We start from the raw sequence: 25,029 nt of genomic DNA, 5'->3' as shown, positions 1-25,029 counted from the left end.
GCGCGAGGCTAACCCGTCAGGACCTGCGTCTCGATCAAGGGTGCTTGGGGGAAGACAGGTTGCGCATCCGCCAGCTTATCGTTGGTCTGACCGCAGATAACTGCGGTCAACACGATCAGCGCAGCCAGCACTGCCATTTTCATATCTGCAAAACTTGTCATTTCGACTACTTATCCCTCGTTTCGCTGAATCCTATATCTCTTAAACACGCCAACCCCGCTTTTCCGTCGAAAGATTTTTGCGGTTTATTGTGTTTTTCCGCTTGCAGCATCGTGCGGGAATTAATACATCCCTCCTCACTCAACGGCGCGGGCGTAGCTCAGGGGTAGAGCATAACCTTGCCAAGGTTAGGGTCGGGCGTTCGAATCGCCTCGCCCGCTCCATTGAGAGGTCTTGGGACCACATATGTATCTGATGCGGGCGTAGCTCAGGGGTAGAGCATAACCTTGCCAAGGTTAGGGTCGGGCGTTCGAATCGCCTCGCCCGCTCCAGATACGAGACGTCCCAGACTGCAAACTCTTTCTCCAACTCTCTCCCGTAGTGCGTTGCGCTTTGGTATTGATTTCGCTTTAGTCCCCGTGCGTTGTTGCATGCAGGGAGGACCGATTTGGCCAGGCAATACAGTTTCCCCGACGGGCATTGGGATTGGCCCGTCAAGCTGACCCACCACCATGCGGTGCGTGCAGGCGAGCTGATCTTTACCGGTGGTCAAGTCGATCTGGATGCGCAGGGAAACGTGCGCAATATTGGCGATTTACCAACTCAATGCGCCAACGCAATGGCCTACATGGCGACATTGCTTCAAGATTTGGACGTCGATTTCGACGATCTGGTGCGCTTGGTGGTCTACTATGTGGGCGATGCCGCAGATGAATCCGGCCTGATGGATCAATTGGCGCAAATCATCGGTGTGAAGGCACAGCCGGTGATTAGCATGATCAATATGCCCGAACTTTGTTATCCGGATATGTTGATCGAAATCGAAGGCGTGGCCATGCGCGGCTCTGACGGCACACGCACTCAACGTCAATGCCTGCGCCTTGACGATATGCCGCCTGTCCCGCCTGCGTTTTCACATGTCGTGCGCGCAGGGAATATGGTGTTCACCGGCGAAGTCTCGGCCCTGACCCCACAGGGAACGGTTGCAAGCCCCGAGGATGTCCCGACGCAAACCGCCCAAACGATGGAGCGTTTAGGTCGAGCGTTGGCCGCAGTCGGGGCGGATTTCGCGGACGTGGTCAAACTGAACACCTTCTATAAGGACGATTTGCTGGGCAGCGACTGGGATCGCTCCGCCCGCCTACGCGCCGAATATTTTGCAGATCCCGGCCCGGCTGCCACAGGCATACCCGTGCCGTGGTTTGCCCAAGATGGGTTGACCGTCAAAATCGCAGCGACAGCAATCTGTTCAACCGAAACAAAGCGATTTTCCTGGCCCGAAGGTCATTGGACCTGGACTGCGCCCTTGCCCTATAAACACGGAAATTTGTGCGATAACGTCATCCATATCGGCGGGCAGGTTGCCTTGGATAGCGGGGCGAATGTGGTCCACCCGGGTGATATGGTTGCCCAGACCCGCGTCGCGATGGACAATCTCTCACGAGTGCTGGCCGAGTTCGGAGCAACGCTCGACAATATTGTCAAGGTCACGACCTTCTACCAGGGCAACGCTTCGGCTGAGGCCTTGCACGAGAATCTACTGATCCGGTCAGGTTCATATTCTGCGCCTGGCCCGGCCACCACAGGTATTCCCGTGCCCGCGCTGATTTACAAAGACATGGTGATCGAGATCGAGGCGATCGCGATACTGGACAATGCGAGCCGGTCCAGGGTCACAGCGCAAACAGGAGTTTGAAGATGCCCCGCTATGATATACGCCCGCTCACCGCAGCCGAGCTGCAGCACGCCGTGGATTGGGCCGGGCGCGAGGGGTGGAACCCGGGGGTACATGATGCCGAGTGCTTTCGCCCAACGGACCCGGATGGTTTTCTGGGCGGGTTTCTAGATGGCGAGATGATCGCATCGGTTTCAGCGGTAAACTATGACGATGCGTTTTCGTTCCTGGGATTCTACATCGTGCGGCCCGAGTTTCGCGGATCGGGTCACGGGCTAGAAATCGCCCAACACGCGCTGGCCCATTGCAAGGGGCGTAATATGGGGCTGGATGGTGTGGTCGAGCAACAGGACAACTATCGCAAGTCCGGCTTTAGCTTTGCCTACAACAATTATCGCTTTGTCGGAACGAAAAACGGAATCCTGGCGGCGCTCGGGCCGCAACCCGTGGCAAATATCGCTTCGCTGACCAGCGCTTCAAATGATTTGGCGGCCTATGACCTTGCCCTTTTCCCTGCCGTGCGCGGTGTATTCCTGCATGACTGGCTGAGCGCGCCCAGCCATGCGTCGCGCGTGTTCACTGAAAATGGTGCGATCAGGGGCTATGTGACGCTTCGCCCGTGTCAGACCGGTTACAAGATCGGGCCGCTTTTTGCGGATAGCTCTGAGATTGCGCAGGCGCTGCTGGCCTCGGTGCTGAGCGCCATACCAGAGGATCACGCAGAGCAAGAGATATTCATCGACATGCCTCAACCCAACGCCGCCGCCTTCGCACTGGCCGATGCGCTGGGGTTGGAGAAGGTCTTTGAAACCGCGCGGATGTATTCGGATCACGAACCAGAGATCGATCTGAACCGGATCTTCGGCGTGACGACGTTCGAGCTGGGTTAAAACACCTTGAACGTCATCGTGGTCAGCGAACGTTCGATATTTGGAATCACCAGCAGATTTTCGTTGATGAAATGGCCGACATCCTCGGTTTCGGGGATATAGAGTTTCAGCATTAGATCGTATTCGCCGCTTGTGGAGTACAGCTCGGAATGGATTTCGCGCAGGGCGATTTCCTCGGCCACTTTGTAGGTGCTACCGGGTTTGCAGCGGATCTGGATGAAAACGCAGGTGGACATGGGCCGTGCCTTGTTGGTTCGTGTTGTGCGCAGGCTGGCACGGGCGGCGCGTGGGTGCAATCCCCCGCAACAGTTTGCATCGAACGCGTCAAGCGGTCTGGATAGGCCGCCCATCCGCGTCTATAAGCGCCCCTGTAGCAAAAGGAATTCGCCCATGCGCAGCGCTAAGATCAGCCGTCAGACCGCCGAGACCGAGATCTCTGTCGAGGTCAATCTGGACGGCACCGGCCAGTATGACAACCAGACTGGTGTAGGGTTCTTTGACCATATGCTGGACCAGTTGGCGCGCCATTCGCTGATCGACATGACGATCCGCGCCAAAGGCGATTACCACATCGATGATCACCACACGGTTGAAGATACCGGGATTGCTTTGGGTCAGGCGCTTACACAGGCTCTGGGCGACAAAAAAGGCATCCGTCGCTATGGCGAGTGCCACCTGCCGATGGATGATGCACAGGTGCGCTGCGCGCTGGATCTGTCGGGGCGTCCGTTCTTGATCTGGAATGTCGATCTGCCGACACACAAGATTGGTACATTCGACACCGAACTGGTGCGCGAGTTTTTTCAAGCGCTCAGCACCCATGGCGGCATCACGTTGCACATCGACCAGTTGCACGGCTTCAACAGCCACCACATTGCCGAGGCGGCTTTCAAGGCAGTTGCACGGGCGTTGCGGCTGGCGGTTGATACAGACCCGCGCAAGGCGGATGCGATTCCGTCCACCAAGGGCGCGTTATAGGGTGCCGGTGTGAGGGGCGCTGCCCCTCTTGGCTTGCAGCCAATTCACCCCGCCGTATTTGGAACAAGAAGAAGAACTGGGCCGTATCATGTTGACTGCGATCATTGATTATGAGTCGGGCAATCTGCATTCTGCGGAAAAGGCGTTTCAGCGTATGGCGCGTGAAATGAATGCAGGTGAGGTTGTCGTGACCTCGGATGCAGAGGTTGTCGCGCGTGCAGATCGTCTTGTGCTGCCAGGAGATGGGGCTTTCCCGGCTTGTGCTGCCGAGTTGCGAGGGCACAAGGGCATTTATGACGCTATGGTGGAGGCGGTTGAACAGAATGGTCGCCCGTTTCTGGGTATTTGCGTTGGCATGCAGCTGATGGCCTCGAAGGGACACGAATATCGCGAGACCGATGGTCTAGGCTGGGTGGCCGGGGAAGTTGTGAAGATCAAGCCATCAGACAACGCCCTGAAGGTTCCGCATATGGGCTGGAATGATCTGGTATTGGAAAGCGATCACCCGGTCTTTGCCGGTGTGACATCGGGCGATCACGCCTATTTCGTCCACTCCTATCACTTCCGAGTGACGGACCCACAGCAACGATTAGCCTATGTGGACTATGGTCAAGAGGTCACGGCCGTGATCGGCCGCGACACGATGGTCGGGATGCAGTTCCATCCCGAGAAAAGCCAGGGTGTGGGCCTGCGGATTATCGGGAACTTCCTGACCTGGACGCCCTGAGAGGTTACTCGACGCGGGTCCAGACCTGCCCGCGGCACACCAGACCACCGACAGCGCATCCTTTGACGGTCAACTTGTTCTGGCCGTCCAGTGTCATCTTCGAGCTGTATGTTTTGTCCCGATCCGGTGCCCAGATTTTTCCGTCGTCATAGCTGCCACCACCTTCGGGAATCATGTCCCAAATGATCTGCTTGCCCAGATTCTCATATTCCAGCTGCTCGTTTCCATCCGCGTCAAAGGCGGTATCGATCGTTCCACAGATGGCGCTGCCGCACTCGGCAATCGACACATGCAGATATCCGCCCGTATCCCCCGGAGCGGTCTTCCAAAGACCGTCCACAGGATCGGCGGCAAAGGCAGTGGTTGCTATCGCGGCAAAACCCGCTGCGAGTGTAAATGTCTTCATAGTTGTCTCCCTGTCTTTCCGGCCAGTCTGACCTGCCCTTCGGCACCGGGCAAGACTGACTTTGCGTCGCGTTGCGCCTCTGCCCGGCCTGTGCGATATCCCGCGCGTGTAACAGTGATATAGGGCCGCCCGACATGATCCTCTACCCCGCCATCGACCTTAAAGACGGCAATGCCGTTCGCCTTCTGCGCGGTGAAATGGACAAGGCAACGGTATTCAACGAAGATCCCGCAGCTCAGGCCCGCACCTTTGTCGAAGCCGGCTGCGAATGGCTGCATCTGGTCGACCTGAACGGAGCCTTTGCCGGGGAACCGGTAAACGCCGCCCCGGTCGAAGCGATCCTGAAGGCCTGTAACGTACCCGCCCAGCTTGGCGGTGGCATCCGCGACATGGCGACGATTGAGACCTGGATCGACAAAGGGCTGGCGCGGGTGATTCTAGGTACCGTCGCGGTCGAGAACCCCGATCTGGTGCGCGAGGCGGCCAAAGCCTTTCCCGGCAAGGTCGCCGTGGGCATCGACGCGCGCAACGGCATGGTTGCCACCAAGGGCTGGGCCGAAGAGACCAACGTGCAAGTCACCGATCTGGCACGCAGCTTCGAAGATGCAGGCGTCGCCGCGATTATCTACACCGACATCAACCGCGACGGCGCAATGCAGGGGCCGAACATCGAAGCCACTGCAGCACTTGCATGCGCGGTCTCGATTCCGGTTATCGCCTCTGGCGGTGTCAGCTCTTTGAATGACCTGATCGCGCTGCGCGACTGTGGTGTTGAGCTGAATGGCGCGATCTCGGGCCGCGCGCTCTATGACGGCGCGATTGACCTGAATGAGGCCATTCGCGCCTTAAGCTGAGTTATTGGGCAGAGGCGGCTGTCAGTTTTGCCAGCGCGCCGCGCATTTTCTCGATGACAGGGGATTTTTCGACCTCATCAAGCTCATCCATTGTCTCTTTCGGATCTTCATAAGCCAACCAGACCTGCCCGTTCGCATCCTCATAGGCCTGAACCTTCAGCGGCAGGAACAGCCCAGCGCGCGGGTCGATCTGCATTGCAGGTGTACCCAGCGCGGGATTGCCGAAGATCAGCACCTGATTGGGCGGAATGGGCGTGCCGACCTTTTCGGCACCAGCCGCGTGGTCAACACGCGCAAAGACGGTCGCACCCGCATTGCCCACGGCGGCTTCGAGCGCGTCCAGCGCCTCGGCCACGGATTTATTGGTTTCCACTTTGATGATGTCGTCAGCCATGGCGGTCAGAGCGCCTCCGAATGTGAGTATTGAAGCCAGAATAAGATGTCGCATCTCGATAATCCTTTTCATGAATTTCACCTCTAATTTCTATGGCTTCACGCCAGATCACAATCACAAGTCTGGCATCGGCGGGGCTTTGCCGGTAAGGGTGCGGCCAACAAAGGAAGGCCGATGCTGAAAACCCGTATCATTCCCTGTCTGGACGTCGCCGATGGCCGCGTGGTCAAAGGGGTGAACTTTGTAGGCTTGCGCGATGCAGGTGATCCGGTCGAATCAGCCAAGGCTTATGACGCCGCCGGAGCGGACGAGATATGTTTTCTCGACATTCACGCCACCCACGAAAATCGGGGCACCATGTTTGATGTGGTTCGACGCACGGCAGAGCAATGTTTCGTTCCCCTGACTGTGGGCGGAGGGGTCCGCACAAAGGATGATGTGCGCGCCTTGCTATTGGCTGGGGCAGACAAGGTCAGCTTTAACTCGGCTGCCGTCGCCAATCCGGATGTGATCGCCAAGGCAGCGGACCAATTCGGCAGCCAGTGCATCGTCTGCGCCATCGACGCCAAAACCGTCAGCCCTGGCAAGTGGGAGATTTTCACTCATGGCGGGCGCAAATCCACCGGTATTGACGCAGTCGAGTTTGCCAAAACCGTAGTCGCCAAAGGTGCAGGAGAGATCCTGCTGACCTCGATGGACCGGGACGGCACCAAGGCGGGGTTCAACCTGCCCCTGACTCGCGCAATTAGTGACGCGGTGGATGTGCCGGTAATCGCCTCGGGCGGCGTTGGCAATCTTGATCATCTGGCCGAGGGCGTCACCAAAGGCGGGGCTAGCGCCGTGTTGGCAGCCTCGATCTTTCATTTCGGTGAATACACCATCCGCGAGGCCAAGGAACACATGGCCGCCGCTGGCATTCCGATGAGGTTGGCATGAGCATTCTGCACGAACTGGCCGCCACGATTGAGGCCCGAAAAGGAGCAGACCCCGACAGCAGTTGGACGGCCAAGCTGTTGGCCAAAGGCCCTGAGAAATGCGCCGAGAAATTCGGGGAAGAGGCCATCGAGGCCATCATCGAAGCGGCTAAGGGCGATAAGACAAAGCTGACCTCTGAGGCGGCGGATGTACTTTATCATCTGCTGGTTATGCTGGCCGCGCGGGATGTGGCATTGGATGACGTGCTGGCCGAACTGGCGCGCCGTCAGGGCATCAGCGGCATTGCGGAAAAGGCGGCTCGACCGAAGAACTGATCGACTGGGTTCCGCACGGTGGCACAGCCCGCTATATTCAGATTTCGGAGCGCATTGAGGCAAAGGACGCGTGAATGATCAGAGCATTGATGTTCGCAGTAGTCCTTGCCACCCTTGCCGCTTGCGCCCCGCCTCCGCCCTCTTCCGGGGATGAGGTTCAGCGTCTGGCCAACGAAATCCAACGCCTCGGCCCGGATATCGATCCAGAAGAAGCCAATCGTGCCGCCCGCATCGCCTATTCCTACACCGCACAATTGGTACAGGAATACCAGATCACCGACCCACCGCTGATCCACAATGCCAAGGTCAACAAAGGCCGGCGTCCGCGCGGTCTGTGCTGGCACTGGGCCGAAGATATCGAGCGCCGCTTGGATCAGGAACAGTTCCGCACACTTGAGATGCACCGCGCCATCGCCAATGCGGACAATCCGTTCCGGATCGACCACAGCACCGCCATCATCAGCCGCAAGGGGGAAAGCATGTATGAAGGCGTCGTGTTGGACCCTTGGCGGTATGGCGGGTTGTTGTATTGGTCGCCTTTGACCGAAGACACGCGTTATGACTGGGTCCCGCGTGAAGTGGTTCTGCAGCAGCGCCGTCAAGAGCAATACGGTACGTTGAAACCCTACGCCGGTGGCTAACCATCAGAGCTTGGACGAGATCACCCCGGTCGCGAACCCACCCAATCTCAATTCACCAAACAGGCGTTGGTATTCGATCTTCGGACAGCGGTTCATGATCACATCCACTCCTCGCGCCTGCGCCTTTGCCGCCGCCCCAGCATGTTCGACACCGATCTGCATCCAGATCGTGCGCAGATTGGGAAACGCAGCCAAGGCCTCATCAACGATCGGCGGCACGGCCTCGGACCGACGGAAGATATCCACCATGTCGACGGGATCGGAAATCTCGGATATCGACGACCTGACCGTCTGACCGAACAGTGTTTTGCCCGCGTGCCCTGGATTGATCGGAATGACCTTATAACCTTTGAGCGACAAGTAACGCGCCACGTAATAACTGGGCCGCACCGGGTTCATCGACACACCGACGACAGCCACCACCTTGGTGCGCTTTAGGATATGGGTCAGGAAGTCATCGGGATAATCAGCCATGACCACACCATAGGCAGGTGCCTAAAAAGAAAAAAGCGCTCAGGTCTTGCCTGAGCGCCAGTTGTTGGAACGAGGGACAGTGAAATGACCCGCGGCAGTTCCGTTCCGCGGTCACTGTGACATTTAAGCATGAGTTTGGTAAAAAAAAGAGGGGGCGCGCATTTTTGTGATGACAGATCACAAAAAGCGGATTTCCGCCGACTAGTGATACAAAACCTGAGGCCAATGCCCCTCGGCCTCGCGGATGTTCTGGGACACGTTCTGCTTCCAGACGCGTTCAATCGTTGCCGAGTGTGTCAGGTAAAGCTTGCCCTCCACAATCTGCCATGCGCGAGGGTCGGCACTGCTGAGCAGCCCCTGCACCATGGCATAAGCGCAATATCCGCCGAATTGAGGCGCAAAGGCCCTTGGATTTCGTTCAAACCTGTCCCGATTTTCCTCGGACGCGAACCGCCACACGGCTCCTTTCCACATCAGGGAAATGTCGGGCTTTCCCGGCATGGGCGTTCCGATCTTGAAATAGGTGACCGCATCATAGCCAGAAACTGCCAGCCCGTTTGCAGTATAGAACATGGGCTTTTCCTGCGCATTTACCGCGGGCGCGAAAGCAAGACAGGAAAGACTGGTCAAAAAGGAACGTCGGGACAGCATCACTGATTCATCGATGGAATTTGCAGAGAAGTCTAATTTGCATACTTCGTGTAGTTGCGGAAACCCCTATGACGCTGATGTGAACAGACTTGCGATTCTCAATCAAATACGTCTTCGATGACGTCCCAGGCCTCATCCAATACACGCGAAAACAGGCCTTTTTTCTTCTTTCGCTTGTTCTTTTTATAACTTTGGGAAGGCTTTGTTCTTTGGACTGGTCGCTCGGCAAGCTTGGCCTTGGGGACCATCTTGAGATTATGCAAGGGCGCGCCACAGCTTGCGCAGCTCAGCTCGTGCTGCTGTTTTCCCTTTAGGACCAGCGCTGCGCGCGTGCCACAATAGCAGCAGGTAGCGATTTTGTGCGGAGTGGAAATGGGAACCTCCTGTTATCTGGGCTGTGACGCATATAGTGCAATTGCGGCAGCATTTGAGACATTGAGTGACCCAAATCCGCCTGACGCGTCAATCTTGACCAATTGATCCACCGTCTCTTTGGTTTTTTGGCGCAAGCCCGGCCCTTCAGCTCCTAAGACCAACGCCACCGGCTGGGTGCGCTTGTCATGCAATGCGGTTTCGATTGTTTCGCCTGCCTCACCGTCCAGCCCCAGAACCAGATAGCCCATGTTCTGTAATTCAGTAATTGTATCGGCAAGGTTGCGAACGCGCAGATAGGGTTGCCTTTCCAATGCACCGCTGGCCGTTTTGGCCAATGCGCCGGTTTCAGGCGCGGAATGGTGTCGGGTACCGATCACTGCACTGGCACCCAAGACTTCGGCCGAACGGAGAATTGCCCCCACGTTATGCGGGTCCGTTACCCGATCCAGCAGCAGCACACGCGGGTTTTCCCGCCCGATGCAGTTCTCGGCAAGCCCACCCCAGTCCAGCGGCTTCACCTCAAGCGCGGCCCCTTGATGAACCGAACCGGGATCAATCGGGGCCGTGAATTTTCGCGGATCGGCCATCTCGGCCTCGATCTTTGCAAAATCAACGGCTTCCGCCAGTTTGTCACGCGCATTCCGAGTTACAATCAGGCGTATTTTTTGCCGTTTCGGGTTCATCAGCGCATCACGAACGGCGTGCAGGCCAAACAGCCAGACGGTCTCGGAAGCCGCCGCTTTTCGCGCCTGTTCCTTCTCGACGACCCACTTTGGTTTCTTCATGTAACAGACCTCCGGGCCGTGAATTCGGTTTCCTGCGTCAAAGCGATATTTTCCTGTTGACGCCCTTTAGACGCGCTAGTAATCACGCCTCCACGTCAGGTGCAACGCCTGACAGTGGGCGACAGGCCGCAAGGTGTGGCAGGGGACTGTAACTCCCTCGCGGAGACGCACGCCTGGTTCGATTCCAGGGTCGCCCACCATCTTTCCCACCTCATTGATATGTTTGATTTTGCCTAAGGCTACTCCTTGGCAAGAGATCGGTCGGCAGTGTGTCCCACCAAACCAGCGATTATCGATCGGAATATCGCGACACGCGTAATAACATCGCAGGGTTGATACTCCGAAAAGACATGTAAAAGATGGTCGCGCAGTAGCACATCGTTTTCTGTCTGCCCCAAGGGCTCGTCCACCAGCACAAAGAGAGAGGATCGTTTCATGAGCGGTATTGAAGTAATTGAAACCGTTTGGATTCCGATGCCCGATGGAACACGGTTGGCCGCACGTTTGTGGTTGCCCCATGAAGCGAAGGACACCCCGTTACCCTGTATCCTCGAATACATCCCATACCGACGTCGAGATCGCACGCGTATGCGCGATGAAGGCATGCATCCACATTTTGCAGCCGCCGGATACGCATCGATCCGCGTGGATATTCGGGGTTACGGTGACAGCGACGGGATTGCCGAAGACGAATATTCGCATCAGGAAATCCAGGATGGGCATGACCTTATTCAATGGCTCGCGTCGCAGGACTGGTGCGATGGAAATGTCGGAATGTTCGGAAAAAGCTGGGGGGCGTACAATGCGTTCCAAGTGGCCGCAACACGCCCACCTGCGCTGAAGGCCATCGCGCCGGTTATGGGAACGGATGATCGATGGCGTGAAGACATTCATTTTTACGGCGGGTGTTTGGCTAATGACAATTTCTGGTGGGGCTCAATCATGCAGCTCTATAATGCCATGCCGCCTGATCCGCAGATTGTCGGTGTCGACCGCTGGATCGATATGTGGCGCGAACGGTTAGAAGGCACCAGCTTCTGGCCCGCCATGTGGCTGGAACATCAGACCCATGACGAGATGTGGCGACGCGGCTCGATCAGTGAAAACTACGCTGATATCGAGGTGCCGGTTTACTTCTTCGGTGGCTGGATGGACCTGTATCGCGACACGCCGTTTCGTATCGCCCAGAATCTCAAAGGTCCTGTCAAAATCCTGATGGGACCTTGGGCTCATCTCTACCCCCACGAAGGGGTTCCCGGACCGAAGGTTGATTTCGTCGGCGAGGTTATTCGCTTCTGGGACCATTGGCTAAAAGGCCAGGACACCGGCCTGATGGATGAACCACCGTTGCGGTTTTTCCTGCAAGACAGCGCTGCACCGTCGGGCACACATCTGCAGAGAACCGGACGCTGGATTGAAGAACCTAGCTGGCCATCGCCCAATGTAACCGAACAGACGTTCTGGCTGAACAATCAAAGTCTGGGCAAGACGGCAGAACCCGGAGGTGTAATGTCCATCTGCTCACCCCAAACTTTCGGGGCAACCGCAGGCGACATGTGCTCGTTCGCTATTCCCGGTGATATGGCAACGGATTGCCGGACCGACGCCGGGGGCGCGTTGCAGTTCAAGGGCCCACCACTGACTGAACCGCTTGCGCTTTTGGGTCAGCCCCGGGTTGAGCTAACGGTAACTGCCGACCAGCCGCAGGGGCTTGTTGCGGCTTTGTTTGTGGATGAGGCCCCGGATGGTGCGCAAACGCTGATCGCGCGCGGATTTTGCAATCTCAATCACCGCGACAGCGACACTCGGCCCACCCCAATCACACCCGGCGAAGACATGTCTGTCAGCGTTCCACTTTATGGAACAGGCTACCGAGTACAGGCAGGCCACCGCCTCGTCCTACAGATCGCCTCGGCGTATTGGCCTGTCCTTTGGCCCTCGCCCGCGCCTGTAACGCTCACCATACGGCCCGGCACCTCCCGGCTGGTCCTGCCTGTCCGAAGCCAGCCCAAAGGCGAGACGGAGCCGCGATCGTTACCTGAACCGACCGCCCCGAAGATCGCCGCACGAAAGACCCATGTCCGGAACGGTTCAATGGAACGCTCGGTCCACACCGACCTGACCAACAATAATGTGACCCATCGCTTCTTCTTGGATGGCGGCGTGTTTGGTCCTATCGGCGACTTTCGCCTCGACGAAATCGGAACAGTGCTGAGCGACGTTTCGGACCGACGCTATACGATCCACCCGAGCGATCCGTTATCTGCAGTTGCAACCATGGAGCAAACGGCAGGTTTCGAACGCGAGGGCTGGTCGGCGAAAATCTGGACCTACTCCGAACAAAGGGCAACCGAAACTGAATTTCACCTGACATCGCGCCTTAAGGCTTGGTCGGGCGAAGACCTGATTTTTGAAGAAGAAAAGACACACGTTATTCCACGCAACGGGATGTGACAGCACTGACCATCACGACCAAACCGGGCGCCTTGTGCCCGGTTTTCCGGGTGTCAAAGCGTGCAAGTCGACTAACACATCCAACAAAACCTGCGCGTGAATTGCGGCGCAACACCGGGTTAGAAAACGCAATTGAAATGAAATCGGTATGAGTGGCGGGGAGACAGGGATTCGAACCCTGGGAACGCTCTCACGTTCAACGGTTTTCAAGACCGCCGCATTCGACCACTCTGCCACCTCCCCGCGTGCCGCAGGGTCTAAGCGGTGTTTAATGCAGAGGCAAGCCTATAAAGAGGGAAATCTTGCCGAACGGTGCGCAGCAGCCTTTTCATAGCCCCGCGCCCGCGTTATTGTTTGCGCATGAGACCGCTAGAGACTGGCACCAAGAACCAGCAATTACGCGGTGGGGCGCGGCCAATATGGCCTTGTCAGGCAAGGGATTGAGAAAATGGAGCGAGCGACGGGCACACGCTTTGGGCCACATCGGCTGGCGATTTTGGTCGTGGTTCTGGCCGCTTTGGCCGGGTGCGAGGAAGGGTTTGGCCTGCAAGAGGCCCCCGAAGAGGAAGCCGCAATCGAAGATGCGGACAATACCAATCGGTTTGAATTGTTCCCTGAGGCAGCGCCCACCAACCAGCGGGATGTTGAGGCACCGGATGTATTTCAGGTGACCGAGGCCGGTCTATGGGATGGCCGACCATCGCTGGGTGGCATCTGGGTGGCACATCCCGACGTCACACAACCCGAACGCGTACTGATCAAAAATACGGCAAACAACAAAACTGTCACCGGCGCCCTGTTCCGACGCGAACGGAGTTTGCCTGGCCCCGCGCTGCAGGTCTCGTCTTCAGCCGCCGAGCAGCTGGGCATGCTGGCCGGTGCCCCGACCAAGGTGCAGGTGGTGGCGTTGCGGCGAGAGGCGATCGAACAGCCTCCGGCCCCTGTGGAAGCGGAGCCAACTGAAGACAGTGATGTAGCTGAGGATACCGAAACCACGACGGAAACCGCTGAAGCGGACGTACCCGAACAGCCCGTAAAACGTAAGTGGTGGCAGAAAAAACCGTCGGATGAGACCAACGCCGGCGCGGCCGTCGTAGCAGGCGCGGCCGCTGGTGCCGCTGTTGCATCTTCCGAAAATGAAGCCGCCCCTGCGGAGGATCAGACCGTCGAAGTCGCCACCGCCGACCCACAAGCTGCCGAGGAAAGTTCCACCAAACGCAAATGGTGGCAGAAGAAGCCTACCGACGAGGCCAGCGCCGCTGCGGCAGGCGCAGCTGTTGCCACGACGACCGACACCGAGGTCGCTGCACCGGACGCTCAGACCGCAGCATTGGCAGACCCTGAGGTGACGCCGCCTACAGAGAAACCTGGCAAGCGCAAATGGTGGCAAAAAAAGAACCCCAACGAGATCACACAGACACCGCTGGATCCGATCGCCGGAGCCGCAGCAGCGATAGAGGCGTCTGAACCAACCGCTGCACCAGCCGTGGCGGCCACAAGCGCCTCAGCAACGGGTGGTTTGTCAAAGCCCTATGTTCAGGCTGGCACCTTTAGTGTTGAAACCAACGCCAAGAGTGCGGCGGAAAAGATTCGTCGCAATGGTATGAATGCCGAAGTGTTCGAACTGAAGAGTGAGGACAAATCGATCTGGCGCGTTTTGGTTGGACCTGTCGCAACCCGCACGGAACGTCGGGCGTTGTTGAACGACGTAAAAGACCTCGGGTTTACCGACGCCTTCACGGCCAAGAACTAACAGAAAAGGAGGCCTATGATGTTTTCCGCTTTGCGATCAACCACTCTGGCCATGGGGCTTGCGCTTTTGGCCCTGCCCGCCCAGGCGTTCGACACAACCGCGCGCGCGGCCTATGTGATCGACCAGAAAACCGGCACGGTTTTGTTGTCGAAAGACGCCGACCAACCACTGCCCCCGGCGTCGATGTCAAAGCTGATGACGCTGTATGTCGCGTTCGAAGCCCTGCGCGATGGCCGCCTGACGCTGGACGAAACACTACCCGTGTCCGAACACGCCATGAGCTATGGTGGATCAACCATGTTCCTGAACACGCAGGACCGGGTGCGGGTCGAGGATCTTTTGCGCGGGATCATCGTGCTTTCGGGCAATGATGCCTGCGTGGTGATTGCCGAAGCGCTCAGCCCCGACGGAACCGAGGCCGGGTTCGCCCGGTTCATGACCCAACGCGCACAGCAGATGGGCATGAACAACTCGAACTTTGCCAATTCCAACGGCTGGCCCGCAGCCGGGCACATGATGTCAGTGCATGATCTGGCTGTTCTGTCCGATCAACTGATCACTGATTTCCCCGAATACTACCCGCTCTTTGCCGAAGAGACGTTCGAGTTCGATGGCCGTGCCCCGTCGAACGCACGAAATCGCAATCCTCTGCTGAAACTGGATATCGGGGCCGACGGCCTCAAGACCGGCCATACGCAAGAGGCCGGGTACGGTTTGGTCGGCTCGGCCAAACAAGGGGATCGCCGGATCGTCTTTGTTCTTTCTGGTCTCGACAGCGTCGGAACCCGCGCAGAGGAGGCTGAGGCCGTGGTTAACTGGTCGTTTCGAAATTTTGTCGAGAGGTCAGTTGCCAAAGCAGAAGAACCGGTAGCCCAGGCCAAGCTATGGATGGGCGCAGAAAAAACTGTGGGATTGGTGCCCGAAGATGATCTGACACTGCTTTTCCCAGTGCTGGGGAATAAGGATATCCAAGCCGAGGTTGTCTATAAAGGCCCAATCAATGCACCTGTCAGCAAGGGCCAGAAACTGGCTGAGTTGGTAATCAAACCGGAAGGCCTGCCGGAAATCCGCCGCCCTCTGGTGGCGGATAAGGATGTGCCTCTTGGTGGTTTTGTCGTGCGCATGATGACGGTAGGCGGCATCGTTCTGAAGGACGTCATAAACAACCCGCTGGAGCAAATGTGACGGCGCGCGGCACGTTTCTGACCTTCGAAGGCATTGACGGATCGGGCAAGTCCACGCAGGCCCGCCTGCTGGCCGAACACCTGCGCCATCATGGTCGCGAAGTCGTTCTGACCCGCGAACCGGGCGGGTCTGATGGGGCCGAAGAAATCCGTAGCTTGGTCCTGCAGGGTGATCCTGATCGCTGGTCGGCAGAGACAGAGATTCTTTTGTTCACCGCTGCCCGTCGCGATCATTTGGAGCGTACGATTGAACCCGCACTTGCAGAAGGCAAAGTGGTGATCTGTGACCGTTTCGCCGACAGTACGCGGATGTATCAAGGCCTTTCGCGCGGTGATCTGCGCGGTATGGTAGATCAGTTGCACAACCTGATGATCGGGCGCGAGCCTGACCTGACTTTGTTGATCGACATGGACCCGGAGACCGGCCTGTCCCGTGCCAAAGGGCGTCAGGGGGCCGAGGAACGGTTCGAAGATTTCGGCCTCGACCTTCAACAGCGAATGCGTGGTGGATTTCTGGGATTGGCCGAAGAGTTCTCTGACCGGTTTCGAGTGATCAATGGCAATCGTGACATGGACAGCGTTGCACGGGATGTGACAGACATTGTTATGACATCCCTGCCATAGACCAGACATGAGCGACCACACCCCATCACCGGATCAAGCCCCCGGCGCACCACATCCGCGCGAAACCGTTCAGCTTATTGGGCAGGATGCTGCACAGCAGGCATTTCTTACAGCCTATAATTCTGACCGGTTGCATCACGGCTGGCTGCTGACCGGTCCGCGTGGGGTGGGCAAAGCCACTCTCGCCTGGCGAATTGCGCAATTCTTGCTGGCAACACCACCGTCAGATGACACCGGGCTGTTTGGTGCGCCGCCTCCGCCCGGCACTTTGGATATCGACCTGGATCACCCCATTACGCACCGCATTCACGCAGGGGCTGAACCCGGCCTTGCAGCAATCACCCGGTCCGTGAACGATCAGGGACGGCTGCGAAACGAAATTGTGGTCGATGATATCCGCAAGCTGGGGCGCTTTTTTGGCCTTTCCTCCGCTGACGGCGGTCGACGAGTCGTTATTGTGGATTCAGCAGATGAAATGAACGTCAGCGCAGCCAATGCGCTGTTGAAAATGCTTGAAGAGCCACCCGCACGCACGACGCTGCTGCTGATTTCGCACCAACCCTCCCGGTTGTTGCCGACCATCCGGTCACGTTGTCGAACATTGCGGCTTGCCCCTCTTGATCCTGACGACATGCAGGCTGCGCTGGCTCAGACCAACACTGAAGTGTTCGGTCAGACCGATCATCTGGCCGCCCTCGCTGCTGGATCCGTGGGTAATGCCGTTCGGTTGATCAACCTCGGTGGGCTAGAGCTTTATGCCGAGTTGATTGCCATTCTGGGCACCCTGCCCCGGCTCGACCGGCAGCGCGCACTGAAGCTGGCTGAGACCGCCGCCCAACGCGGCGCAGCCGAAAAATTCGACCTGCTGCTGTCCCTAATCGACATAGCCCTGTCCCGTCTGGCTTTGACCGGAGCAACAGGTGCCGCACCGATGCCCGAGGCGGCCCTGAACGAGGCCGAAACCTTGACCCGCCTGTCTGGTTCGCCGCGTCAGGCACGCCACTGGGCTGAGGTCGCAGCCCTCATCACCGCGCGTACGCGGCACGGGCAGGCTGTGAACCTTGACCCTGCCTCGCTTGTCCTAGATACGGTGTTCAAGATACAGGAAATCGCCGGTCATAGCAGATGAGCCTAACCCCCGAAATTACCGACAGTCACTGCCATCTGGATTTCCCGGATTTCGACGGTCAGTTGGATGATATCATTGCCCGCGCCACTGACGCTGGTGTGACCCGCATGGTGACCATCTGCACTAGGCTGCGCAACGAACCCACCGTGCGCGCCATTGCCGAAGCCCACGCCCCGGTTTTCTACGCGGCAGGCACACATCCGATGAGCGCTGCAGAAGAACCGATGGCCACGGTCGACCAACTTGTTGCTCTGGCTCAGCATCCGAAATTCGTAGGCATTGGGGAAAGCGGGCTCGACTACCACTACACGTCAGACTCGGCCGAAGTGCAAAAGCAATCGCTGCGCATCCATATCCATGCCGCTCAGCGAACTGGCTTGCCCCTGATCATCCATGCCCGCGCCGCCGATGACGACATGGCCCGCATTCTGACGGAAGAGCATCGCAACGCGCCCTATTCCTGTGTGATGCACTGCTTTTCCTCGTCGGCTGAACTGGCCCGGGCGGCGCTTGATCTGGGATTCTATCTGTCTATGTCCGGCATCGCGGCGTTCCCCAAAAGTCAGGAGTTGCGCGATATCTTCGCCACCGCACCAATCGATCGCATACTGGTTGAAACCGACGCACCGTATCTGGCGCCTCCACCCCATCGCGGCAAACGGAACGAACCTTCCTACACCGCGCATACAGCACGAAAAGGGGCCGAAGTATTCGGGGCCGACTATGCCGAATTTGCCGCGCAAACACAGGCCAATTTTGATCGTCTCTTCACCAAAGCCGCCAGCTACAAGGCTGCTGCATGAACGAGTTGCGCCTCACAATTCTTGGCTGCGGGTCTTCCGGAGGCGTTCCCCGTCTGGGCGGGCACTGGGGGTCTTGCGACCCTGAAAACCCCAAAAACAACCGACGACGCTGTTCTCTATTGGTTGAACGCGACGGGCCGGATGGCACAACTTCGGTTCTGATCGACACATCGCCCGATATGCGTAGTCAACTGCTGGACACAGGTACCGGGCGTCTGGATGGTGTAATCTTTACTCATTCCCATGCCGATCACACAAACGGTATCGACGACCTGCGGATGATCGTTTTCAACATGAAAACCCGCGTGCCCGTGTGGGCCGACGGCGACACACAGAACGATCTTCTAGGCCGATTTGGCTATGCCTTCGTCCAACCAGAAGGCTCACCTTATCCGCCAATTCTCGATCTGAAGACAATCAATGGATCGTTTGAGATTTCTGGCCCCGGCGGCGCAATCCCTTTTCGACCATTTCGCGTGAGCCATGGGTCGATTGACGCGCTTGGTTTCAGGATGGGCAACGCCGTATACCTACCTGATGTCGCAGATCTGTACGATGAGAGCATGGCTGAACTGGCAAATCTTGATTGCCTGATCATCGACGCCTTGCGCCGATCCCCGCACCCCACCCACGCGCATCTGGAAAAGACGCTGGGCTGGATTGATCAGCTGAAACCGAAACGCGCTGTGTTGACCAACATGCACATTGATTTGGACTATGCCACAGTCGACGCGGAAACCCCGGATCACATAACACCCGCCTTTGACGGCATGGTGATCCGGCAGATTTTGTAGGGCAAGCCGCTGTCCGCGCGCGCGATACCCCCTATGGCTCGGCCATGTTCCAAAACCTGATCGATGTCATCCTGCCGGTGTTTCTGGTCATCGGCGCCGGGTATACGGCAACGCGACTTGGCTACTTCCGCGAAGTCCATATCGACGGGTTGATGAAGTTTACGCAGGGTTTCGCCATTCCTTGCCTGCTGTTTCTGGCCATCGCCAATCTCGACCTCAGCGCCAGCTTCGACCCCCGGCTTCTGATCAGCTTCTATTCCGCGGCTGGTCTGTGTTTCATCGCCGGAATGATCGGGGCACGCATCATTTTCGGGCGCGATTGGGAGGATGCGATCGCAATCGGCTTTTGCTGCCTGTTCTCTAACTCGGTCCTGTTGGGGCTGCCCATCACTGAACGCGCCTACGGACCCGATAACCTGACCGGCAATTTCGCAATCATCGCGTTCCACTCGCCCTTCTGTTATTGCGTCGGCATCACGGTGATGGAAGTTTTTCGCAACCGCGGACATGGTGGGGCGCGGATGATGAAATCCGTACTGTCGGCGATGTTCAAAAACGCGCTCATTCTTGGCATTTCCTTGGGGTTTGTCGTGAACCTTGCCGGGCTTGTCATACCTGCTGTCGTGGATGAGGCTCTAAACCTGATCACCCGCGCCGCGCTGCCGGGGGCGTTGTTCGCACTCGGAGGTGTGCTCGTCAAATACCGACCCGAAGGCGATTTGCGCGCCATCGTGTTCGTCTGTTGCATCTCACTGTTGCTACACCCAAGTCTGGTATGGCTGTTTGGAACATCGCTGGAATTGCCGCAGGACCTGTTCCGCTCGGGTGTTCTGACGGCGGCGATGGCACCAGGTTTCAACGCGTATATCTTTGCAAACATGTATGGCCGTGCCAAACGTGTCGCTGCATCCTCGGTTCTGATCGGAACAGCCGCTTCTATTCTAACCGTCGGGATGTGGCTGACCTTTTTGGCGTAGCGAAATTGCCAATCCTGCATTGACTCTGCCGGCAAGCAAGACATCTATCTCAGAACCCACCCGGAGCCCTACATGTCACACGCCGTTATCGTAGCCCATGGCCAACCCTCAGACCCAGAGCCTGCCGAGGCCGCGCTGGCATCCTTTGCGCAAGAAATCGATGCTTTATGTCGGTTTGTTACCGTGCAATCGGCGACACTGGCGGCCCCTCAAGCCCTTGAGGATTGCCTTGACAATCTGCCCGGTGGCACAGCGATTTACCCTTTGTTCATGGCGCGTGGCTGGTTCGTTACCAGCGCGTTGCCCAAGCGGATCGGCTCTCGGTCTGTCAGGATTTTAGACCCAATAGGGATCGACCCTGAGTTGCCTACTCTGGCTACTGCTGCATTGCATCAGGAACTGGCGGGCAGAGAGTGGTCTGCTGCGGAAACAGATCTTGTGATCGCCGCGCATGGATCGGGCCGCAGCGCCAACCCTGCAACTGTTGCCAAAGATTTCGCAGAAAAACTGGGCCACCTCACGACATTCAAGAGCATTCGCATCGGGTTTGTGGAACAACCCCCTTCCATCGCTGCAGCGGCTGCAGACTGCGGGGACAGGGCGCTCTGCCTGCCATTCTTTGCCTGTCCCGGAGGCCATGTACTGGAAGATGTGCCACAAGAACTGGCGCGCGCCAATTTCTCCGGACACGTCATGCCGGTCATTTCAGAGTTACCGCAAGTTGAACAGCATATTGCTGCAATGCTGGACGCCATGGGCTCAAACGGCACCGTATCCGCCAGCGTTTAACCAGATTGCCGGGTATCGGACATTTCACAATAGAACCGATGACACGACCGCCCGTTTCGTTTTGCGGCATATAGCGCCAGGTCGGCAGCATGTAGAATATCCTGAGCTTTGGGAGATTCGAATTGGGTCGACAATGCTGTGCCAACACTCGCCGAAATTCCACAGGCCGACCCGTCGAATTTCATCGGCAGGCAAAGTTGCGAGATCAGGCGCCCAGCAATACTATTGAGTTTCCGGCGGTCGGTCATCCCTTTGAAGATCAAAACAAACTCATCCCCACCGACGCGAGCAACCGTATCGTCACTGCGCGTCTCTTGCAGCATGATCTTCGCGGCTTGCTGCAGCACATAATCCCCTGCGGCATGGCCCAAGCGGTCATTAACCGATTTGAAAAAATCAAGATCAAGATGCATCAATGCAAAGCTCGATTTGGTCGAAATCAAGTGCCCGAGAATATGATCCATTGCGCGCCGATTTTTCAGCCCAGTCAGGGTGTCGGTATAGGCCTGCTCTTCTGCCGCCAGCATTGCGCCCTGCAAACGCAGGTTCAGCGATCTTGATGCCTCCATCGCAGCGGACTTCGCTTCGACCAGATACAGCAACTCGATCGCCAGATCCGTGCCCGAAAAATCTGCGCTTGTCAGCGCGTAGTCCCGCACAGCGTCCAATACCGAAATTCCGAACGACAGGTTAATCACCGTAACGCCCTGTCCGGGAAGTGGGACAACCAGCCCCTTGAAAGTCGTTTGTGGTGAATCATGAAATCGAAGACGCAACCTAGCGCCTGATGTCGACAGCAATGCCGGAAATTCTGTAGCTGATCGTGGGCGAAGCAATTCGAAGATATCGAGGAAACGTCGACCGGCCATAGGATGATCCGGACGCAACTTCTGTAATGTTGGTCCGACTTGCCCAACCCGCTCGGCATCATCAACAAGCACGAACATGGGACACAAAGTATCCAGAAGTGTACCCAGTTCCTCGGTTGCCATCATGATTTGCGGGCCCCAAGCTCGAACTGGCGCCCTTCTGCGAAGGCACTTTCGACAAGCGTGATCGAGATAATGTCTGCCTCGTTTTGGCGCCCTTCATTCGATAGAATAACAAGCGCGCCGTAATCATCCGCCATTGCCCGCAAAATACCGGTCATGACGCTGGAATATCCCGGCAGTCCAGGAAAGCAATACAGCAGATACTCTGCTGGTGATTGTTCCCGCAATTCAAGATTCGGGAGCGTCAGGTCCGACACGGCAAGACGCACTTGATCGGATAAATCATCAAGAGAATGCAAAAACTCAACATAAGTCACACCCCCGAAACGCAACAATCGCCGCAGATCTTCCATGTTGGGATGTGAAACAAGGTATGTGCCCAAATCCTCAAGAAACTCAGGCTTTCGGCGCTTCAACTCGGTGCAAAGCACATCAAGAAGGCGGTTTGAAATCTCTGCATCGTAGATCAGCATCGCCTCAAACTCGTTGAAATCCAATTCAGCAGCTTGGGTCGCATGCAGCCAGCATTGGCGCCCATAAGTCGCGCAAACGAAGGATTGAATCGCCCTGTTGATCAGCCCATGCATGAGTCGCCTCGGATTGGATGCCTGCATCAGGTGATCGCAGAAAGCTTAATAAACACTCAATTCCTGAAACAAGATCATGAGAATGCCGAGGAAACCTCCCAACCCTTTTTTAGTGTCAACATCCAGACCAACTGACTGGGCGCAGCATCGCCGCGCCGATCGGTCAGCCGAACTGGCATTTCACAGCACCCGGCAATCAGTTTTGTGACAACCAACCTGGAATATAGCCGATATTCGGCAATACAACGTCTGCAAAGGGTTCCAGTGTTTCGATCGCGGCCATCCCCGTTAGAACACCGATGGTCACCATACCTGCGGCACGACCTGCCTCAAGATCATGAAGACTGTCACCCACCATCGCAATACGAGCGGGTTCGACATCAACATGTTTGGCAAACGCCAATAGCTGCCCCGGACCGGGTTTGAAGCCGTGCCCACTGTCATATCCTGCGACAAAATCAAAATGATCCCGGATTCCGACAGATTCGAGATGTTGCAGCGCCGGCGCCTCGGCATCGTTGGTCGCCACACCCAATTTCAGGCCGGCTTTCCGCATTTCTTCGAGAAAGGGTGCCAGGGGAACAGCAGGCATCTGTATCGCTGCTGCGGACGCGTGGTTAAGGGTTTCGACGATTTGTTTCTGTGCAATCCCAGGCAGATGTGGCGTCAGAGCATGCGCTATTTCATCAACAGTTCCAGCGATAACAACGCTATCAGGCCTATACCTTTCCTCAGCAAAATCGAAGCCGATAACATGGCCAAGTTCGGCCGCACGCTGAGTGTCACCTTCGGACAAGCGTTCCAGCGCAATACGCCCGAACGCGCCCCAAGTTGAGGCAAAATCAAAAAGGGTCCCGTCCTTGTCGAAGACGAGGGCGTCAATGATCATGAAACAAAGCTCCAGTTAATTAGGTCCAGTGCATTTCAGAACTGCCGGACAATACAGCGCGGGCTTGGCCCGGCTCTTCGTAGGGTACGGAATGGGCGTCACAAAAGGCGATCACCCACGAATCGTCAAGCACCAAAAAGTCCAGAACTGACCCCAAAAAGTCGCGCTCACCCGCCCGATCGCGAACATCCTCAACCGCTGCACCGGTTGCACCCAAAAAAACAGGCAACAACTCGTCATTTCCGACCAACCAGCTCAGCACATTCAGAGCCAGAGTTTCAGCTGAATTGGCAGAGATTGGCATTATCTGGCCCCGGTGACTGACTTGGAAAGGGTTTGTTAACCAGAGTCATAAACACTTTGGTAGCGCATGCAATCTAACGGTGAACGGCAATGTCTGTACAGGGTACCATACTGGTCCTCGACGGTGTTTCGACCAATCGCATAATGCTCAAGGTCCAACTGACGGCGGCCTGGTATCATGTTGTGCAAGGGGAAAAGCTTGCCGGGCTGGGTGCATTGCTTCGGCGAACGCGCCCGGATCTGGTTTTGACGGCTCAGACCCTGCCCGATGGCACAGCATCAGATGTCAAAAAGGTTTTGGCTGCCGACCCCGCCTTGGCCGATGTACCGGTTGTTGCCATCACGCCACAAAATGATCGGGCTGCGCGATTGCAGGCGCTGTCAGATGGGTTAGATGACGTGTTGGGCTATCCATTCAAGGATACTCTGCTTTTGGCACGTGTGCGTAGCCTTCTACGCTCGCGTGCCGACCGGCAAGAGTTGAGCATACGGGATAGTTCTCAGACCATGGGCTTTGGCGAAGCGGCGCAAACGCCGATTGCGCCACCGGTGATCGCCCAGATCGCCCTTCTAACGCAAACACCCCGCACTGGGGCATTGTGGCGCAAAGCGCTGACACCGCAAACACGACACCAACTGAGCAACTTTACCCTACCCGATCTACAAGGCGTTCTGTCTGGGCCAGCCCCGGATGCAATTGTTATCGAACTTGAGCCCAGCGAGGCAGGAGGGAATATTCTGGCCGATTTACGATCACGCGGCGCCACCCGGAACACCGTACTGATCGGCGTGCTTCCCCATGATGACGCCAACCGAGCAGCCGAAGCGCTGGACAAAGGGGCTGATGCAATTTGTTTGGGCGGGTTCCATCCCGATGAAATTTCGCTCCGCCTTGAAACGCTGATCGCACGCAAGACCCGTGATGACAGATTGCGCGCCTCCATTCGCAAGGATCTGTCTGAATCTCTGACCGATCCGCTGACAGGGTTGCACAATCGTCGCTTCGCAATGCGAGCGCTGGATCAGATCGCACATCATGCCTTGGAAACTGGATACGGGTTTGCCGTGATGTTGGCCGATCTGGATCACTTCAAAGCGATCAATGATCGCTTCGGTCACGCGGGCGGCGATATTGTCCTGACCGAAGCCGCGCTTAGGCTTCAATCGGCAATCGGAAACGCCGGGTTCGTCGCACGTATCGGAGGTGAGGAGTTCATGATCGGCCTCCCGCGCTGTTCGGCAGCGCAGGCGCTTAAACAGGCGGACATAATTTGCGAAAGCATATGTGAAAAGCCGTTCTGCCTGCCCGACGATTCCACATTGACGTCGGTCACGATCAGCATTGGCGTGAAATGGTGTGCTCCACCTGATCTGAGGACGAACGACAACAGAAGTGCCGTCAGTCAACTGATCCGCTCGGCCGATCAAGCTTTGTATGCGGCAAAAAATGCAGGGAGAAACCAAGTGCATCTCCGAAATTCAGCGGCCTGAA

29 protein-coding genes and 4 tRNA genes are annotated in these 25,029 nt (G+C 57.0%); 21 read left to right on the top strand and 12 right to left on the bottom strand.

Going from position 1 to position 25,029, the window contains the following annotated elements; all coding sequences use genetic code 11:
- Positions 1-8: 8 nt before the first annotated feature.
- A complete protein-coding gene (locus Q1B46_RS04490; protein WP_299945142.1) occupies positions 9-161 on the bottom strand; it encodes a hypothetical protein in 153 nt (50 codons plus the stop codon).
- A gap of 147 nt (positions 162-308) precedes the next feature.
- Between Q1B46_RS04490 and Q1B46_RS04485 the strand changes: the two genes are divergently transcribed.
- The 4 genes from Q1B46_RS04485 to Q1B46_RS04470 all read left to right on the top strand — a co-directional run bounded on the left by Q1B46_RS04485 (position 309) and on the right by Q1B46_RS04470 (position 2,724).
- Positions 309-383 (top strand) — tRNA-Gly (locus Q1B46_RS04485).
- A gap of 33 nt (positions 384-416) precedes the next feature.
- A tRNA-Gly gene (locus tag Q1B46_RS04480) sits at positions 417-491 on the top strand.
- Positions 492-607: 116 nt separating this feature from the next.
- Positions 608-1,855, top strand: a complete 1,248-nt coding sequence (locus Q1B46_RS04475; protein WP_299945140.1) for a RidA family protein — start codon at positions 608-610, stop codon at positions 1,853-1,855.
- Between the two features lie 2 nt (positions 1,856-1,857).
- The gene (locus Q1B46_RS04470; protein ID WP_299945138.1) at positions 1,858-2,724 is read left to right on the top strand and encodes a GNAT family N-acetyltransferase; all 867 of its coding nucleotides are present in this window, start codon (positions 1,858-1,860) and stop codon (positions 2,722-2,724) included.
- On the opposite strand, the gene Q1B46_RS04465 is transcribed toward Q1B46_RS04470, so the two are convergent.
- The gene (locus tag Q1B46_RS04465; protein ID WP_299945135.1) at positions 2,721-2,960 is read right to left on the bottom strand and encodes an Lrp/AsnC ligand binding domain-containing protein; all 240 of its coding nucleotides are present in this window, start codon (positions 2,958-2,960) and stop codon (positions 2,721-2,723) included. The genes Q1B46_RS04470 and Q1B46_RS04465 overlap by 4 nt on opposite strands.
- 154 nt (positions 2,961-3,114) lie before the next feature.
- Between Q1B46_RS04465 and hisB the strand changes: the two genes are divergently transcribed.
- On the top strand, positions 3,115-3,702 hold the full coding sequence (hisB, locus tag Q1B46_RS04460; protein WP_299945133.1) for an imidazoleglycerol-phosphate dehydratase HisB: 588 nt from the start codon (positions 3,115-3,117) through the stop codon (positions 3,700-3,702).
- Positions 3,703-3,790: 88 nt separating this feature from the next.
- Positions 3,791-4,429: an imidazole glycerol phosphate synthase subunit HisH gene (gene hisH / locus Q1B46_RS04455; protein ID WP_299945769.1), complete on the top strand. Its 639-nt coding sequence runs from the start codon at positions 3,791-3,793 to the stop codon at positions 4,427-4,429.
- A gap of 4 nt (positions 4,430-4,433) precedes the next feature.
- On the opposite strand, the gene Q1B46_RS04450 is transcribed toward hisH, so the two are convergent.
- On the bottom strand, positions 4,434-4,835 hold the full coding sequence (locus tag Q1B46_RS04450) for a DUF2147 domain-containing protein (RefSeq protein WP_299945130.1): 402 nt from the start codon (positions 4,833-4,835) through the stop codon (positions 4,434-4,436).
- Positions 4,836-4,969: 134 nt separating this feature from the next.
- On the opposite strand from Q1B46_RS04450, the gene hisA reads away from it, so the two are divergent.
- Positions 4,970-5,689, top strand: coding sequence for a 1-(5-phosphoribosyl)-5-[(5-phosphoribosylamino)methylideneamino]imidazole-4-carboxamide isomerase (gene hisA / locus Q1B46_RS04445; RefSeq protein ID WP_299945127.1), 720 nt, complete (start codon positions 4,970-4,972; stop codon positions 5,687-5,689).
- 1 nt (position 5,690) lies between these two features.
- Here hisA and Q1B46_RS04440 read toward each other — a convergent pair whose 3' ends face one another.
- On the bottom strand, positions 5,691-6,083 hold the full coding sequence (locus Q1B46_RS04440) for a DUF302 domain-containing protein (protein WP_299945767.1): 393 nt from the start codon (positions 6,081-6,083) through the stop codon (positions 5,691-5,693).
- A 174-nt stretch (positions 6,084-6,257) separates the two neighbouring features.
- Between Q1B46_RS04440 and hisF the strand changes: the two genes are divergently transcribed.
- The 3 genes from hisF to Q1B46_RS04425 all read left to right on the top strand — a co-directional run bounded on the left by hisF (position 6,258) and on the right by Q1B46_RS04425 (position 7,974).
- Positions 6,258-7,019 (top strand): imidazole glycerol phosphate synthase subunit HisF, encoded by a 762-nt coding sequence (hisF, locus tag Q1B46_RS04435; RefSeq protein ID WP_299945125.1) that lies wholly within the window; start codon positions 6,258-6,260, stop codon positions 7,017-7,019.
- Positions 7,016-7,333 carry a phosphoribosyl-ATP diphosphatase gene (locus tag Q1B46_RS04430; protein ID WP_299945122.1) on the top strand — a complete coding sequence of 106 codons (318 nt, stop codon included), beginning with the start codon at positions 7,016-7,018 and terminating at the stop codon, positions 7,331-7,333. The genes hisF and Q1B46_RS04430 overlap by 4 nt, the downstream gene beginning before the upstream one ends.
- A gap of 74 nt (positions 7,334-7,407) precedes the next feature.
- Positions 7,408-7,974: a hypothetical protein gene (locus tag Q1B46_RS04425; protein ID WP_299945120.1), complete on the top strand. Its 567-nt coding sequence runs from the start codon at positions 7,408-7,410 to the stop codon at positions 7,972-7,974.
- A 3-nt stretch (positions 7,975-7,977) separates the two neighbouring features.
- On the opposite strand, the gene Q1B46_RS04420 is transcribed toward Q1B46_RS04425, so the two are convergent.
- The 3 genes from Q1B46_RS04420 to rlmB all read right to left on the bottom strand — a co-directional run bounded on the left by Q1B46_RS04420 (position 7,978) and on the right by rlmB (position 10,259).
- Positions 7,978-8,448: a CoA-binding protein gene (locus Q1B46_RS04420; protein WP_299945118.1), complete on the bottom strand. Its 471-nt coding sequence runs from the start codon at positions 8,446-8,448 to the stop codon at positions 7,978-7,980.
- Between the two features lie 201 nt (positions 8,449-8,649).
- Complete coding sequence (locus Q1B46_RS04415) at positions 8,650-9,021, bottom strand: YHS domain-containing (seleno)protein (protein ID WP_299945115.1); 372 nt, start codon at positions 9,019-9,021, stop codon at positions 8,650-8,652.
- Between the two features lie 464 nt (positions 9,022-9,485).
- Positions 9,486-10,259 (bottom strand): 23S rRNA (guanosine(2251)-2'-O)-methyltransferase RlmB, encoded by a 774-nt coding sequence (gene rlmB / locus Q1B46_RS04405; RefSeq protein ID WP_299945113.1) that lies wholly within the window; start codon positions 10,257-10,259, stop codon positions 9,486-9,488.
- A gap of 116 nt (positions 10,260-10,375) precedes the next feature.
- Here rlmB and Q1B46_RS04400 point away from each other — a divergent pair.
- Together Q1B46_RS04400 and Q1B46_RS04395 are read left to right on the top strand one after the other, a co-directional pair.
- Positions 10,376-10,459 (top strand) — tRNA-Tyr (locus Q1B46_RS04400).
- Positions 10,460-10,694: 235 nt separating this feature from the next.
- Positions 10,695-12,713, top strand: coding sequence for a CocE/NonD family hydrolase (locus Q1B46_RS04395; protein WP_299945110.1), 2,019 nt, complete (start codon positions 10,695-10,697; stop codon positions 12,711-12,713).
- Between the two features lie 153 nt (positions 12,714-12,866).
- On the opposite strand, the gene Q1B46_RS04390 is transcribed toward Q1B46_RS04395, so the two are convergent.
- A tRNA-Ser gene (locus Q1B46_RS04390) sits at positions 12,867-12,956 on the bottom strand.
- 205 nt (positions 12,957-13,161) lie between these two features.
- On the opposite strand from Q1B46_RS04390, the gene Q1B46_RS04385 reads away from it, so the two are divergent.
- The 8 genes from Q1B46_RS04385 (at position 13,162) to Q1B46_RS04350 (ending at position 20,766) form a co-directional block, all read left to right on the top strand.
- Complete coding sequence (locus Q1B46_RS04385) at positions 13,162-14,466, top strand: SPOR domain-containing protein (RefSeq protein ID WP_299945108.1); 1,305 nt, start codon at positions 13,162-13,164, stop codon at positions 14,464-14,466.
- A 15-nt stretch (positions 14,467-14,481) separates the two neighbouring features.
- A complete protein-coding gene (locus tag Q1B46_RS04380; RefSeq protein WP_299945106.1) occupies positions 14,482-15,651 on the top strand; it encodes a D-alanyl-D-alanine carboxypeptidase family protein in 1,170 nt (389 codons plus the stop codon).
- Complete coding sequence (tmk, locus tag Q1B46_RS04375) at positions 15,648-16,274, top strand: dTMP kinase (protein WP_299945103.1); 627 nt, start codon at positions 15,648-15,650, stop codon at positions 16,272-16,274. Before Q1B46_RS04380 ends, tmk begins: the two co-directional genes overlap by 4 nt.
- A 7-nt stretch (positions 16,275-16,281) precedes the next feature.
- Positions 16,282-17,403: a DNA polymerase III subunit delta' gene (locus Q1B46_RS04370; protein ID WP_299945100.1), complete on the top strand. Its 1,122-nt coding sequence runs from the start codon at positions 16,282-16,284 to the stop codon at positions 17,401-17,403.
- Positions 17,400-18,206, top strand: a complete 807-nt coding sequence (locus Q1B46_RS04365) for a TatD family hydrolase (protein WP_299945097.1) — start codon at positions 17,400-17,402, stop codon at positions 18,204-18,206. The genes Q1B46_RS04370 and Q1B46_RS04365 overlap by 4 nt, the downstream gene beginning before the upstream one ends.
- Positions 18,203-19,000 (top strand): MBL fold metallo-hydrolase, encoded by a 798-nt coding sequence (locus Q1B46_RS04360; RefSeq protein ID WP_299945094.1) that lies wholly within the window; start codon positions 18,203-18,205, stop codon positions 18,998-19,000. The genes Q1B46_RS04365 and Q1B46_RS04360 overlap by 4 nt, the downstream gene beginning before the upstream one ends.
- Before the next feature lie 44 nt (positions 19,001-19,044).
- Positions 19,045-19,977 (top strand): AEC family transporter, encoded by a 933-nt coding sequence (locus Q1B46_RS04355; protein WP_299945092.1) that lies wholly within the window; start codon positions 19,045-19,047, stop codon positions 19,975-19,977.
- A gap of 72 nt (positions 19,978-20,049) precedes the next feature.
- Positions 20,050-20,766, top strand: a complete 717-nt coding sequence (locus tag Q1B46_RS04350) for a CbiX/SirB N-terminal domain-containing protein (protein WP_299945089.1) — start codon at positions 20,050-20,052, stop codon at positions 20,764-20,766.
- On the opposite strand, the gene Q1B46_RS04345 is transcribed toward Q1B46_RS04350, so the two are convergent.
- From Q1B46_RS04345 to Q1B46_RS04330, 4 genes are all read right to left on the bottom strand, one after another.
- Positions 20,763-21,761, bottom strand: a complete 999-nt coding sequence (locus Q1B46_RS04345; RefSeq protein WP_299945087.1) for a GGDEF domain-containing protein — start codon at positions 21,759-21,761, stop codon at positions 20,763-20,765. The genes Q1B46_RS04350 and Q1B46_RS04345 overlap by 4 nt on opposite strands.
- Positions 21,758-22,345, bottom strand: coding sequence for a heme NO-binding domain-containing protein (locus Q1B46_RS04340; protein WP_299945085.1), 588 nt, complete (start codon positions 22,343-22,345; stop codon positions 21,758-21,760). Before Q1B46_RS04340 ends, Q1B46_RS04345 begins: the two co-directional genes overlap by 4 nt.
- Before the next feature lie 196 nt (positions 22,346-22,541).
- Positions 22,542-23,234, bottom strand: coding sequence for an HAD family hydrolase (locus Q1B46_RS04335; RefSeq protein ID WP_299945083.1), 693 nt, complete (start codon positions 23,232-23,234; stop codon positions 22,542-22,544).
- Between the two features lie 19 nt (positions 23,235-23,253).
- Positions 23,254-23,538: a DUF3572 domain-containing protein gene (locus Q1B46_RS04330; RefSeq protein ID WP_299945081.1), complete on the bottom strand. Its 285-nt coding sequence runs from the start codon at positions 23,536-23,538 to the stop codon at positions 23,254-23,256.
- 89 nt (positions 23,539-23,627) lie between these two features.
- Here Q1B46_RS04330 and Q1B46_RS04325 point away from each other — a divergent pair, with 89 nt between their 5' ends.
- A complete protein-coding gene (locus Q1B46_RS04325; protein ID WP_299945079.1) occupies positions 23,628-25,028 on the top strand; it encodes a diguanylate cyclase in 1,401 nt (466 codons plus the stop codon).
- Position 25,029 lies beyond the last annotated feature (1 nt).

It is taken from the genome of uncultured Ruegeria sp., assembly GCF_947500045.1.
GTDB lineage: Bacteria > Pseudomonadota > Alphaproteobacteria > Rhodobacterales > Rhodobacteraceae > Ruegeria.
This window is presented reverse-complemented; position numbering and strand designations above follow the sequence as displayed.